We start from the raw sequence: 12387 nt of genomic DNA, 5'->3' as shown, positions 1-12387 counted from the left end.
GAGAGAACATGACCAATCAATCAGCCATCGAAACGGGGTTGCTCGAAGCAGCGGCCGCAGTCGCCAAGCTCGCCGGTGAGCGGGCCGCTGAAGCGGAGGAGGAAAGACGCCTGCCGGAGGACGTCGTCACGGCGATCCTCGACGCCGGCTTCGCCCGTCACTTCGTCCCCGCGAAGCACGGCGGGCAGGAGGCGACGTTCACCGAACTGCGCCGGGCCCTCCTCACCGTGGGGGAGTCGTGCGCCTCGGCGGCCTGGTGCGCGCTGATCCTGGCGACCTCCGGCCGCATGGCGGCCTATCTCCCGGCCGAGGGGCAGGCGGAGATCTGGCAGGACGGGCCAGACGCGGCGATCGCGGCGGCACTCGTCCCGTCGGGCACCGTGGAGGCGGTGCCCGGCGGCTGGCGGCTTTCGGGCGAGTGGCACTTCATGAGCGCGGTCGACTTCTCGGACTGGGCTCTGCTGTGCGCCACCCTGCCGGACGGCCCGCCGACCTTCTTCGCAGTGCCCCGCGACGCCTTCCAGATCCGGAACACGTGGTTCAACCTGGGCATGCGCGGCACCGGCAGCAACACCGCGGTGGCGGAGAACGTCTTCGTCCCTCATTACCGTGCCGTGTTGCACACCACGGTGTTCCACGGGCACAGCGAGCACTCGGACGCGGTCTGCCACCGGACGCCTCTGGCGGCCGTGGCCGGCCCGTTGTTCGCGACACCGGCCCTCGGGTCCGCCAGAGCGATGCTGCAGGCATGGACCGGCTGGATGTTCGCCAAATCGGGATCGAGTCTCCCGCCGCCGCTTCAGCAGACACTGGCCCGCTCCGGCGCGGAGCTCGGCGCGGCGCATCTGATCACCGAGCGGGCCACCGATGTGGCCGACGTGGGCGGCTGCACGCAAGAAGACGGCGTGCGCAACGCCCGTGACGCCTCACTCGCGGCCGAGTTGATTCGCTCCGCCGCCAACCGGCTGTTCGAGTCGGGGGGCAGCCAGGCTCAGCGGGACACGAGCGAACTGCAGCGCCATTGGCGGGACGTCCTGAGCGCCACCTCTCACACGGCACTGCGCTTCGACTTCACCAGCGGTCTGTACGCCCAGGCGATCCAGACACGCCGGCATGTGCTCGGCGATACGGGCAGAAGTTGAATGAGCTCTCCGCGATCGACACGACCAGCACGTGCTTACGGAGCCGGCTCGGCCGCGGCGGCCGGGCGATCCGCCCGGAGATCCTCGCCCCGACTCGCCGCGCCGGCCGGCCCCGCTCTCCACAGGGACGTGCTGACATGGTGGGTGGTCGCCGTCACCACCTCCGGCCACCAGCCGGCCGCGGACCTCGCGGCGGGCCGCGTCAAGCCGGGCAAGGTCAACGAGAAGGTGTTCGCCCGCTACCTGGACGAGCCCGAGATCCCCGAGGTCGACCTGTTCGTGCGGTCGTCGGGGGAGCGGCGGTTCTCCGACTTCCTGCTGTGGCAGTCGGCCTGCGCCGAGATGGTGTTCCTCGCCCGGCTGTGGCCGGACTTCGACGCCGGGACCTGTGGGAAGGAGACGATCCCGGGCTACGCGGCAGCCTGGGTCACGCGGCCTTGACGGCCTCGTCCCACTCGATGTGGTAGTCGTACTGCGACATCATGAACTTGCTGTTGGCCATCAGCTTCATGACGATCGGGGTGAACGCGTCCCTGATGGCCGCGCCGAGCGGGCCAGGGGCCTTGTTGTTGTTGATGCTGCCGGCGACCTTGATGATGCTCTCGACGCGCGGCCGGCGAAGCTTTTCGAACGCGGCGAACGCCCGCTCCGGGCTGGGCAGGTCGCGTAGGCACTTCGCCAGGACCACGCCGTCCTCGATGGACAGCGAGGCGCCCTGCCCCGAGGTGGGCGTGGGAGCGTGGGCGGCGTCGCCGATGACGACCATGCGGTCGTTGTACCAGGTCGCCAGGTTGGGCACGGACCGGGTGGTCGTGGCACGCAGGTTTTCAGGGTTGCGGGTCTTCTTGATGAGCTCGACCGCGGGACCGGAGTCGTGCTCGAAGAAGCTGATCAGCTTGCGCTGCCAGCCCAGCCCGTCCACGGCGTCGAGTTCGCCCTTCTGGGGCTCCTTCGGGTGCGGAAGGCTCGCGTACCACCACACTTCGCGGCTGGGCAGGACGGCGTAGCCGAAGAAGGCGCGCTTGCCGAACATCATGCTGTAGCTGCACGATTCGGTGTCGACCGGGACTCCGTCGGTGTAACCGCCGAGGTTGATCAGGCCGGTGTAGTGCGGCGGCCGGGAGGCGGGGTCGATGATCTTGCGTACGGTGGAGTCGATCCCGTCGGCGCCGATGAGGATGTCGCCGGTGGCCTCGGTGCCGTCCTCGAAGACCGCGTGCACGCCGTCGGAGGTCCGCTGGGCCGCGACCAGGCGCTTGCCGCCCTCGATGCGGATGCCCCGCCTGACGGCCTCGTCCTGCAGGATGCGGTAGAGGACGGCACGGCGGATGGTCTGGCTCTCGGTGCCGTCCGGCAGGGTCGCGCCGGTGTTGGTGCCGCCCAAATACTTGCCGCCGCTGTTGTGCAGGCTGATCTTAGGGGTGGGGAAACCGGCGGCCACGACATCCCTGTCCGCGCCGATCGTGCGCAACGCGTCGATGCCGTTGGTGGCGACGGTGAGGAACACGCCGACGTCGTCGGCCGGGTCGGCGTACGCCTCGTAGACCGCCGCTTCGATGCCGGCCTTCTGTAATGCCATCGCCGCCGCGGGACCGGCCACGCCGCCGCCGATGACCAGCGCTTTCCGGACTGATGTCATGTCTGGCTCCCTAACGTCTCCTGCCATGCCCGCATGTAGGCCGGCTGCTTCAATGACTCGATGAGCTCGGTGACGAACTGACGCTCGGCTTCCAGCAGGGACAGCCGGTAGTCGTCATCGATCAGGAACACCCACAGGACTCCGTCGTCCAGAGCTTTCTGCCTGCTCTGACGGATCTGCTCCGCTTGGGTGGCGAGGCGTTCCAGCCGCTCCGTGAGCAGCCGGACCGACTCGGCGGGCGGCAGCACGCTCATCAGCGACAGGGCGACCCCGAACTGGGGGTGGTCATTGACCGGATGGGCGACCAGGTCGCTCAGCCAGTCGAACAGCTCGCGCCTGCCCTCGTCGGTGAGGGTGTAGACGGTGCGCTCCGGCCGCAGCGTGTCGCGGACCGTCTCCTGGGAGGCGATGAAGCCTGCCTTCGTCAGCTGCTTGACGACCATGTAGAGCGAGCCTTGGTTGTATTTGATGGCCTGGTCGGTTTGGTGTGCCTTGAGGCGCCGCCCGATCTCGTAGGGATGCATGGGCTCGACCACCAGCTCGGCCAGCACCGCCAGAGCCAGCGGGTTGGTCACCTTGCGCTGCTTCATCTCTGTTCCATTCACGCTGCGTCGTCCTTAGTCAGCATGAACTAGTCAGCCCTATATAGTCAACACCAACTATATGATTCCGACTATACGGCTCTGGCGGTGTCACTGGTTCCAGCCGGGCGCACTCGAAGGGCCGGTGGGCCGACGCGCCGCCCGTGCCTAGCCGCCGAGAAAGGCCGCCACGTCGCCGGCGAAGCGTCCGTGGCTGAACGTCCCGAGGTGACCTGTGCCGGGGTAGATGATCAGGCGCGCGTCCGGCAGCAGCTCCGCCGTCTCCCTGAACAGCTCCACGGAGTAGGCCAGATCGCGCTCGCCGCCGACGACCAGCGTGGGCGCCGTGATGCCGGCGAGCCGGTCACGCACGTCGAAGGAGTCCTCGGCCTGGGCGAAGCGCAGCATGTCGAGAGGGTCGGCGGGGCGCATCAGAGGGTCGGCGAGCCACATCAGGGGCCGGATCAGCGCCCTGGTGAGCGCCGTCCTGCCCACCACCGGCGCCTGGTGGTGCGCGCCGCGGCGGCCGGCCGCCACCGCCTCGGTGTAGCGCCGCTGCACCTCGCGGGTGAGCGGGGTCAGCGTGTACGCCGCCCCGGCCACCACCAGCCGGCGGACGGCCTCGGGGTGGTCGGCGGCCAGTTGCAGCGCCAGCGAGCCGCCGGACGACATGCCCAGCACGTCCACGGGCTCGCCGAACCGCTCGGCCAGGGCCTCGGCGTGCTGGGTGGCGATGTCGGCTCCGGCGCGAACCACCGCAGCACCACCAGCGGCCTTCCCGAGCCCACCGTGTAGTACGGCAGCCCGTGCTTGAGCGCGCCCTCAGCCATCTGCCACCTCACGGAGACCGTCGAGTCCGTTCCGGCAACGACCGGGAGCCGTGCCGAACTTCCGCGTCGCGGTGAGCCGCTGCGCGAACGCCGTGCGCGACAACCCGGCCATGGCCGCCGGCGACGGGATCGTCCATGGGTGCGCCGGGTCGCGGCGGACGGCCCGCCGGGTCGCGCAGCGCCGCGGCCCAGCCGGTGGCCTCGTGACGGGGCCGTCCCGTCCGCATGGCGGCGATGACGTCGCTGAGCACCTCCATGCCTCTCACGCTATCCCCGGCGCGGCCACCGTGCCCCGGCACGTACGCGTGGGCCGGACGCGGTACCCGATCTCCTCTCGCAGCTCACGCGCGGCCGCCACCGCCGGTGTCTCGCCGTCCCGAACGCCGCGTCCGGCGTGAACCACCCGTGTTCGCCGGTCGTCGTCCACATCACGGCCCGATACAGCAGGATCCGGTCACGGTTGTCCACGAGCAGGACACGGGCGGCGGCACGCGCGATCGGATCCGGCATGGTCGCGAGAATAGGCGACGTCCTGAGCGACGATTCCGGGGTCGCGCCGGAGTCCGTACATCGACGACGACGCCCATGCCCAGGAGGACCTCATGGAGACCGTAGAGGCAACCGTACGATCGGCCGACGGCACGGAGATCGCCTACGAACGATCCGGCAGCGGTCCGGCGCTGGTCATGATCGACCCCGCCGGCGGCTACTCCGGCTTCGACAACATCCGGGGCCTCGGCGCCCTGCTGGCCGAGTGGTTCACCGTCCACACCTACGATCGCCGGGGCCGGGGGAGGAGCGGCGACACCCCGCCGTACGCGGTGGGACGCGAGATCGGCGACCTGGCCGCCGTGATCGCCGCGGCCGGCGGATCCGCCCTGGTGTACGGCTTCTCCTCGGGAGCCCTGCTGGCCCTGCACGCCGCGGCCGCCGGGCTCCCCATCGAGAAGCTCGCCCTCTTCGAGCCGCCGGTACGCGCCGAGAACGAGCCCCCGGACACCGCATTCGCCGCCGAGATCGCCGCCCTCGTCTCCTCCGGCCGCCGGGCCGATGCGGTCGACCGGTTCCTGACCGCCGTCGGCGTACCGCCCGAGATGCTCACCGAGCCGATGCCCGGCCTGGAAGCCGTCGCCCACACCTTCGTCTACGACCTCGAGATCTCCATTGCGACGACGTACGACCTGCTCAGATCGGTACGCACCCCCACTCTGGTCCTCGACAGCCAGGGCAGCACCGACTTCCTCACGGAAGGCACGGCCGCGCTGGTCACGGCCCTGCCGAACGGCACCGGCCGCAGCCTGCCCGGCGGATGGCACGGCGTGCCGGACAAGGATCTCGCCCCGGTGGTGGCCGACTTCTTCCGCGGTCGCGGCACCCCTTGAGGCCGGCGCGGAGTTTCTGGTGCCATCCAGATCAACACTCGCGAACCATCACAAGGAGATGCTCATGGACTTTCCGCAAGGAGATGTACGGCTGCTCGAGACCGACCTCGCGCAACGACTGCTGCACTCGACGATCCCGGCCCGCCTGGCCTACATCGCCACCGACGGCACGCCCCGCGTGATGTCGACCTGGTACGTCTGGACAGGCGAGGAGCTGGTGATGGCCACGTACGTCCATTGCCCGCCGATCGGGATCCACCGTCCCCCGTACCGCCTTCGCGCACTGCGCGCCAACCCCGACGTCGCCATCACCATCGACACCGAGCCCCAGCCCCCGCAGGTGCTCCTGCTCCGTGGCCGGGTCTCGATCACCGAGATGGCAGGCATGGTGCCGGAGCAGGCCGAGGCGGCACGCCGCTTCCTCGGCGAGGAGGGTGGCGCGGGCTACGTCGCCCAGGCCGACCATCCGGACACCAAGATGGCCCGCATAGCCCTGCGTCCCACCTGGGTCGGCGTCCTCGACTTCCAGAGCCGGCTCCCGGAGGTCATGGGCGGGTGAAAGGACGCTGCCCGCTGGCGGCGTGCCACCCGCACCTCCTCACCTGAGCGCGGTACGTGGTTGTGTAAGATCAGCCGACCTTGAAGCACGCGGTGGACGCCCGCGTCACGCGCCCCACCCCGAAGCGTCTCGGCGAGGATGGCGGCGGAAGTTACTACGCGCCGACCCTCAAGATATGCAGCCTTGAGGCGCACATACATCGTCCTGTCCGCCGCCGCTCTCGGCAGCCCTTCTTCCAATTCCAGCAAGAGATCGCCGAGCCGGTCGTGTTCCAATTGCCGCACCAGAGCATGGGTGACGTAGGCCGAGACGTTGCCGTGGCCCGCCCTGGCGCGGAGTTCGGCCGCGACATCAGAGGGAACCGTGATGCTCACCTTCTCAGTCCGTTGGTGGGATTGCTGTGGGGTGCGAGCCATGTCGCCTGGGGCTCCCTAGGCGCGGCGGCGGGCGCGGTAGGCCGCTACGTGCATGCGGTTCCCGCACGTGCGGCTGTCGCAGTAGACGCGCGACCGGTTGCGGGACTCGTCCACGAAAACGCGGTCGCAGTCGGGGGCCGAGCAGGTGCGCAGGCGTTCGGCCTCGCCCTCCACCAGCAGGTGCGCGAGCGCCACCCCGCAGTCGGCGGCCACGTGCTCGGCGAGCGTGGCGTCCGCGGCGAAGTAGTGGACGTGGAGCGGGTGGCCGTCGTGTTCGGTCAGGCGGGGGGTGATGCGGGTCTCGGCGAGCAGGGCGTTCAGGGTGCGTACGGCCGTCGCCTGGTCGGGGGCCGTGAAGACGCGGTGGAACGCCTCCCGCACCATCCGGACCTGGCCCAGGTCGCGGGGGGTGAGCTTGACCACGCCGCTGATCTGGCGTGACTCCACGAACGCCTGCAGGTCGGCCAGGCTGGACAGGCCTTCGTCGCCGCCGGTGGAGGGCGAGGTGTTGACCAACTCCACAACGGTGCCCAAAGAATGCACCATGTCATGGCCAAACGGCATGTTGACTCCTGTCCGCGCCGGGTTCTAGCGTTGTCGCACTGTATCTCCTACGTGGGCACCCGGGGGTTTCTGTGAGTGCACATCGCCGTATCGTGCTCATCGCGATTGTTGGTGCGCTCGTCATCTCCACCTCCGCACCCTTGGTCCGGCTCTCCGGTGTATCGCCTGCGACGTCTGCTTTGTTCCGCTGCGCGTACGCCATCCCCCCGATGCTCGTCCTGGCCTGGCTGGAGCGGCGCAGGCTCGGCCCGATGCCGCGCAGAGCGCTGCTCTACGCCTGGCCGGTCGGCGTGGTGTTCGCGCTCGACCTGCTGTTCTGGCATCACGCCATCGACTACGTGGGCGCGGGGTTGGCCACGGTGCTGGGGAACCTTCAGGTGTTCATCGTGGCGTTCGCCGCCTGGGCGCTGTTCAGGGAACGGCCGTCCACGCGGCTGATGGTGGCGACGCCGGTGGTGTTCGGCGGCGTGGTGCTGATCTCCGGGGTCTTCGACAGCGCCGCATACGGGAGCGATCCGGTCATGGGGGTGCTCGCCGGGATCGCCACGTCCGTCTCCTACGCCGCGTTCCTGCTGCTGATGAAGGGCGGGTCCGATCGGGCCGCCGGGCCGCTCGCGCACGCGACCGTCGTGGCCGCCATCAGCATCGCCGTGCTCAGCCCGCTCTTCGGCGGCGCCGACTTCACCCCGAGCTGGCCGGCGCACGCGTGGCTCCTGCTGCTCGCGCTGGGCCCGCAGGTGCTGGGGTGGTCGCTGATCTCGTTCTCGCTGCCCAGGCAGCCGGCCGCGCTCACCGCGTTGCTGCTGCTCATCCAGCCCATGACCACCGTGGCGCTGTCGGCGGTGGCGCTCGGCGAGCGGCCGTCGACGCTGCAGCTCGCCGGGTGCGTCGTGATCGTGCTGGGCGTGCTCTACGGCTCCCGCAGGCCGCCTCAGCCGGCCTTGGCCGGCGCCGTGGAGCACGACGAGCAGGTGCCGAAGACCTCGACCGTGTGAGTGATCTCGGTGAACCCGTGCTCGCTGCCGACCGCCTCGGCCCAGCGCTCGACGGCGGGCCCTGCCACCTCGACGGTGCGCCCGCACCGGCGGCAGACCAGGTGGTGGTGGTGGGCCTCGGTGGCGCACGCCCGGTAGACCGACTCGCCCTCGTCGGTGCGGAGCACGTCGACCTCGCCTCTGTCGGCCAGCGCCTGCAGGGCGCGGTAGACGGTGGTCAGGCCGATCTTGGCGCCGTGCAGGCGCATCTCGGCATAGACGTCCTGCGCGCTGCGGAAGCCCTCGCTCCTGCGGAGGGTGTCGTGCACGGCATCGCGTCTCGTCGTCATGCGACCTCCTCGACGCGCATTCTTGGGCTCACTCTCGACTCCTCGGTACGGCCTCGCCGTACGAATTTACCGACACCGAGGGCCAGGACGAAGCCGGCAAGGGCAAGTAGCACGATCGCGGCACCCGGAGGCACCTTGGTGGAGACGGTGGAGGCCAGCAGCCCGCCCACCGACGCGAGTACGCCGAACAGCATGGCCAGCCCCATCGTCGTACGGAACCCGCGGGTCAGCTGCTGACTGGTGGCCACCGGGATCACCATCAGCGCGCTGACCAGCAGCAGCCCGACCACGCGCATGGCGATGACGACGGTGAGCGCGGCCGTGACGGCGATCAGCAGGCTGAGGAAGCGCACCGGCAGGCCGCTGGCCCTGGCCATCTCCTCGTCCTGGCACAGCACGAACAACTCCCTGCCGAAGATCAGCACCACCCCGATCACGGCGACGGCCAGCGCGGCGATGACCCCGATGTCCTCGGGGGTGACGCTGGCGATGGCGCCGAACAGGTAGGAGTTGAGCTTGGCGTTGCTGCCGCCCGGCGCGATGGCCATGAGCATGACGCCGCCCGCTATCCCCCCGTAGAACAGCAGGGCCAGCGCCACGTCGCCGCTGGTCCGCCCGCGCGCCCTGACCAGTTCGATGGCCACGGCCCCGGCGACGGACACGATCACGGCGGTCAGCACCGGCGCCGAGCCGGTCAGGAAGCCCAGGGCCACGCCGGTCAGCGCCACGTGCCCGATGCCGTCGCCCAGCAGCGCCAGCCGGCGCTGCACGATGAACGTCCCCACGGCGGGCGCGCACAGCCCCACCAGCAGCGCCGCGACGAGCGCGAGCTGGAAGAGCTGCTCCTGCAGAAGCTCGAAGATCACCTTGGTTCCCCCTGCCACCCGGTGAGCGGCCCCGCCACCGGCTCCACGGCGTGCCGGTGCTGGTGGTCGTGCCCGGGCCGCGCGCAGTCCCCCTCCGGGCGCGGCGGGCGCCCGTCGTGCGCGACGAGGCCCTCGCGGATCACGACGCCCCGCGTGATGAGCGGCTCCAGCGGGCCGAGCTCGTGCGCGACCAGCACCACCGTCTTGCCGCCGAGCACCAGCCCGGACAGCGTGTCGGCGAGCAGCTGCTGGGTCTCGGCGTCCACGCCGGCGGTCGGCTCGTCCATCACGTACGTGTCCGGCTCCCCGGCCAGCGCGCGGGCGATGAGCACCCGCTGCTGCTGGCCGCCGGACAACGACTGGACGGGGTCGTTCGCGCGGCCGGTCAGCCGGACGGTCTCGATCGCCTCGGCCACGGCCGTCCGGTCGGCCGCACTGGTCCTGCGGAGCCGGCTCTGCCGGGCGATGCGGCCGGAGGCCACGACCTCCCGCACGGTGGCGGGCACGCCGCCGCCGACCTGGAGCCGCTGCGGGACGTACCCGATGCGCCACCAGTCGCGGAACCTGGCGGGCGGAGAGCCGTAGATCAACGTCGTGCCGCCGCTCAGCGGCGTGAGGCCGAGCAGCGCACGCACCAGCGTCGACTTGCCCGAGCCGTTGGCGCCCAGAAGGGCCACGACCTCCCCGGAACGGACGGTCAGGTCGATCCCCTTCAGTACGGGCTTGCCGTCATAGGAGACCTGGCCGTCTGTCATCGCGAAGGCCGTTTCGCTCATGCCGTACACCCCAGTGCTGTTTGCAACGTTTTGAGGTTATCGCGCATGGCGGACAGGTAGTCCCCCGAGGGCTTGCTCTCCAGCGGGTCCAGCACGGCGGTCTTGGCGCCGACCTGGCTCGCGAGCACCTCGGCCACCTTCGGGCTGACCAGGGCCTCGGTGAAGATCGTGGTCACGCCCTCCGCCTTGGCGACCTTGGCCACCTCGGACAGGCGCGCGGGCGACGGCTCCTGCTCGGGGTCGAGGGTGATGCCGACCTGCTTGAGCTTGTAGCGGTCGGCGAGGTAGCCGAACGCCTCGTGGGCGGTGACCAGCGTCTTGGCCTTGCACGAGCTCAGGCCCTTGGTGAACTCCTGGTCGAGCGTGCCGAGCTCGGCCGCCGTCTTGGCGGCGCGGTCCTTGTACGCCTGCGCGTGCGCGGCGTCCACAGCGGCGAAGCGCTCACCGAGCTTGGTGGCGACGGTGGCCAGGCGGGAGGGGTCGAGCCAGATGTGCGGGTCGTAGCCGGCCTCCTCGTGGCCGTGCTCCTCCTCGGCGTGGGCCTCCTCCGCGTGGCCCTCTTCCTCGGCATGCTCGCCGGCGGGCAGGGTCTTGACGGCGGTGGCGGCGTCGAAGCTCTTGTCCGGTTCGACCGCGTCGTCCACGGCCGGCTGGACGCCCTTGATGTAGACGGTGAGCGCGGCCTTCTGGATGTCGCTCACCTGCTGGAGACCCAGCTCCAGGTCGTGCGGCTCGACGCCGGGCGCGGTGAGCGTGGTGATCTGGACGTCGGACCCCCCGACCTGCTCGGTCAGCCACTGAAGCGGGTAGAAGGCGGCGACCACCTCGGGCTTGGCGCTGGACGTCGTCGTGGTGGAGGAGGAAGTGGTGGTCTGAGCCGTGCCGGACCCACAGGCGGCGGTGGCGAGCAGGGCCGCCGCCAGCAAACCAGCAGCGTACGACCGGGAAAATCCTGACATCATATGAGTCAGTATGCGCCAAAATGAAAATGGTTGTCAAAATACAGTAGCGGGGATGCCGGACGGCGCACGGGGGCTAGGCGACGCCGTACGGCATCCCGCTCATCACCCCGGTGGACGTGCGCCGGCAGAGCCATTGCCGACGCCAGGGGTGACGCTGATCCGCCGCTCGCCGGGGTAACGGGTCAGGCGGTCATAGCCCATAAGCTCTCCATTCGGTATACAATCTACGGTATTCTGAGCTAGACCGCACGGACAAGGTTCTCGTTGAGCAGGTCGCTCACCGCGTGGATCGCACGCAGCGTGGGCACCTCGGCGCGGGTGAGGTCGGCCAGCTCGACCACCGCCGCGAGGAGCACGTCGAGCTCCAGCGGCTTGCCCTTCTCCAGGTCCTGGAGCGTGGACGTCTTGTGCTCGCCCGCCTTCTCCGCGCCCCTCAGCCGGCGCTCGATGGAGATCCCCGGGTCGCAGCCCACCCGCCTGGCCACGTCCACCGTCTCCCGCATCATGGCCACGACCAGCTCCCTGGCGCCGTCGTGGCGGCAGATCCCGGCCATCGTCGCCCGCGCCAGCGCGCTGATCGGGTTGAAGGCGATGTTTCCCATGAGTTTGATCCACACGTCGCGGCGCAGGTCACGCTCGACGGGGCACTTCAGGCCGCCCTCGATCGCGGCCCGGCTGAAGGAGAGGCAGCGCTCGGACAGCTCGCCGTTCGGCTCGCCGATGGAGAAGCGGGTGCCCTCCAGGTGGCGGATCACGCCTGGACGCTCGATCTCGGTGGCCGCGTACACGACGCAGCCGACGGCCCGGTGCAGCGGCAACGCGGCCGTCACCGCGCCGCCCGGGTCGACGCTCTCGATGCGGTAGCCCTCGTAGGGGCCCTTGAGCCCGTGGAAGTACCACCACGGGATGCCGTTCTGCGCGGCGATGATGCTCGTGGTCTCGTGCAGAAGCGGCCTGATCATGGAGCCTGCGGAGGCGTAGCTGTTCGCCTTGAGGCCCAGGAAGACGTGGTCCACCGGCCCGACCTCGGTGGGGTCGTCGGTGGCATGGGGATGGGCGGAGAAATCGCCCCTGGGGGAGAGCACCCGCACACCGGCGCGGCGTATCGCCTGCAGGTGCTCGCCTCTCGCGATGAGGTGCACCTCGACTCCCGCCCGGTGGAGGGCGGCCCCCACGTATGCGCCGATGGCGCCGGCGCCAAGAACAGCGACCTTCATGCTCGCGCTCCGTTCTCGCGTCGGATCGTGTATTCCGTATACAGTATGGAAAAACGTGGGTCAAGGAGTGTGCCTGTGACCGTTGTGCGGCATGGACCAGTGGTGGAAAGGTCATCCCCGAGGGCGCGG

At 70.0% G+C, this 12387-nt stretch carries 15 protein-coding genes; 5 read left to right on the top strand and 10 right to left on the bottom strand.

All coding sequences use genetic code 11. The annotated features are described in order from the left end of the window. Positions 1 to 8: 8 nt before the first annotated feature. Together ID574_RS18935 and ID574_RS59785 are read left to right on the top strand one after the other, a co-directional pair. Positions 9 to 1142 (top strand): acyl-CoA dehydrogenase family protein, encoded by a 1134-nt coding sequence (locus tag ID574_RS18935; protein WP_188190190.1) that lies wholly within the window; start codon positions 9 to 11, stop codon positions 1140 to 1142. A gap of 129 nt (positions 1143 to 1271) precedes the next feature. Continuing rightward, positions 1272 to 1583: an undecaprenyl diphosphate synthase family protein gene (locus ID574_RS59785; RefSeq protein WP_442939309.1), complete on the top strand. Its 312-nt coding sequence runs from the start codon at positions 1272 to 1274 to the stop codon at positions 1581 to 1583. Here ID574_RS59785 and ID574_RS18925 read toward each other — a convergent pair. The 4 genes from ID574_RS18925 to ID574_RS62815 all read right to left on the bottom strand — a co-directional run bounded on the left by ID574_RS18925 (position 1570) and on the right by ID574_RS62815 (position 4595). Next, the gene (locus ID574_RS18925; RefSeq protein WP_188190188.1) at positions 1570 to 2781 is read right to left on the bottom strand and encodes an FAD-dependent monooxygenase; all 1212 of its coding nucleotides are present in this window, start codon (positions 2779 to 2781) and stop codon (positions 1570 to 1572) included. The genes ID574_RS59785 and ID574_RS18925 overlap by 14 nt on opposite strands. Continuing rightward, positions 2778 to 3371: a PadR family transcriptional regulator gene (locus ID574_RS18920; protein ID WP_188190187.1), complete on the bottom strand. Its 594-nt coding sequence runs from the start codon at positions 3369 to 3371 to the stop codon at positions 2778 to 2780. The genes ID574_RS18925 and ID574_RS18920 overlap by 4 nt, the downstream gene beginning before the upstream one ends. A gap of 159 nt (positions 3372 to 3530) precedes the next feature. Further along, entirely contained in the window at positions 3531 to 4118 is a 588-nt protein-coding gene (locus ID574_RS18915; protein WP_223166838.1) for an alpha/beta fold hydrolase, read from the bottom strand. A 336-nt stretch (positions 4119 to 4454) separates the two neighbouring features. After that, positions 4455 to 4595, bottom strand: coding sequence for an NUDIX domain-containing protein (locus ID574_RS62815; protein ID WP_223166858.1), 141 nt, complete (start codon positions 4593 to 4595; stop codon positions 4455 to 4457). Positions 4596 to 4794: 199 nt separating this feature from the next. Here ID574_RS62815 and ID574_RS18905 point away from each other — a divergent pair, with 199 nt between their 5' ends. Further along, entirely contained in the window at positions 4795 to 5574 is a 780-nt protein-coding gene (locus ID574_RS18905; protein WP_188190185.1) for an alpha/beta fold hydrolase, read from the top strand. Between the two features lie 64 nt (positions 5575 to 5638). Beyond that, positions 5639 to 6133, top strand: coding sequence for a pyridoxamine 5'-phosphate oxidase family protein (locus tag ID574_RS18900; protein ID WP_223166837.1), 495 nt, complete (start codon positions 5639 to 5641; stop codon positions 6131 to 6133). A 431-nt stretch (positions 6134 to 6564) separates the two neighbouring features. On the opposite strand, the gene ID574_RS18895 is transcribed toward ID574_RS18900, so the two are convergent. After that, entirely contained in the window at positions 6565 to 7092 is a 528-nt protein-coding gene (locus ID574_RS18895) for a CGNR zinc finger domain-containing protein (protein WP_336245523.1), read from the bottom strand. 92 nt (positions 7093 to 7184) lie between these two features. Between ID574_RS18895 and ID574_RS18890 the strand changes: the two genes are divergently transcribed. Beyond that, positions 7185 to 8108, top strand: coding sequence for a DMT family transporter (locus ID574_RS18890; RefSeq protein ID WP_188190182.1), 924 nt, complete (start codon positions 7185 to 7187; stop codon positions 8106 to 8108). Here the strand turns inward: ID574_RS18890 and ID574_RS18885 are convergent. The 5 genes from ID574_RS18885 to ID574_RS18865 all read right to left on the bottom strand — a co-directional run bounded on the left by ID574_RS18885 (position 8045) and on the right by ID574_RS18865 (position 12258). Continuing rightward, the gene (locus ID574_RS18885) at positions 8045 to 8437 is read right to left on the bottom strand and encodes a Fur family transcriptional regulator (RefSeq protein WP_188190181.1); all 393 of its coding nucleotides are present in this window, start codon (positions 8435 to 8437) and stop codon (positions 8045 to 8047) included. The genes ID574_RS18890 and ID574_RS18885 overlap by 64 nt on opposite strands. Next, positions 8434 to 9300 (bottom strand): metal ABC transporter permease, encoded by an 867-nt coding sequence (locus tag ID574_RS18880; RefSeq protein ID WP_223166857.1) that lies wholly within the window; start codon positions 9298 to 9300, stop codon positions 8434 to 8436. The genes ID574_RS18885 and ID574_RS18880 overlap by 4 nt, the downstream gene beginning before the upstream one ends. After that, positions 9300 to 10079, bottom strand: a complete 780-nt coding sequence (locus tag ID574_RS18875; RefSeq protein WP_188190179.1) for a metal ABC transporter ATP-binding protein — start codon at positions 10077 to 10079, stop codon at positions 9300 to 9302. Before ID574_RS18875 ends, ID574_RS18880 begins: the two co-directional genes overlap by 1 nt. Next, on the bottom strand, positions 10076 to 11005 hold the full coding sequence (locus tag ID574_RS18870) for a metal ABC transporter substrate-binding protein (protein WP_223166836.1): 930 nt from the start codon (positions 11003 to 11005) through the stop codon (positions 10076 to 10078). The genes ID574_RS18875 and ID574_RS18870 overlap by 4 nt, the downstream gene beginning before the upstream one ends. Before the next feature lie 275 nt (positions 11006 to 11280). Next, a complete protein-coding gene (locus tag ID574_RS18865; protein ID WP_188190178.1) occupies positions 11281 to 12258 on the bottom strand; it encodes a 2-dehydropantoate 2-reductase in 978 nt (325 codons plus the stop codon). Positions 12259 to 12387 lie beyond the last annotated feature (129 nt).

Source organism: Nonomuraea sp. SYSU D8015 (assembly GCF_008065375.1).
Lineage (GTDB): Bacteria > Actinomycetota > Actinomycetes > Streptosporangiales > Streptosporangiaceae > Nonomuraea.
The sequence above is the reverse complement of the archived record's forward strand: the minus strand, read 5'-3'. Positions and strand labels throughout refer to the sequence as shown.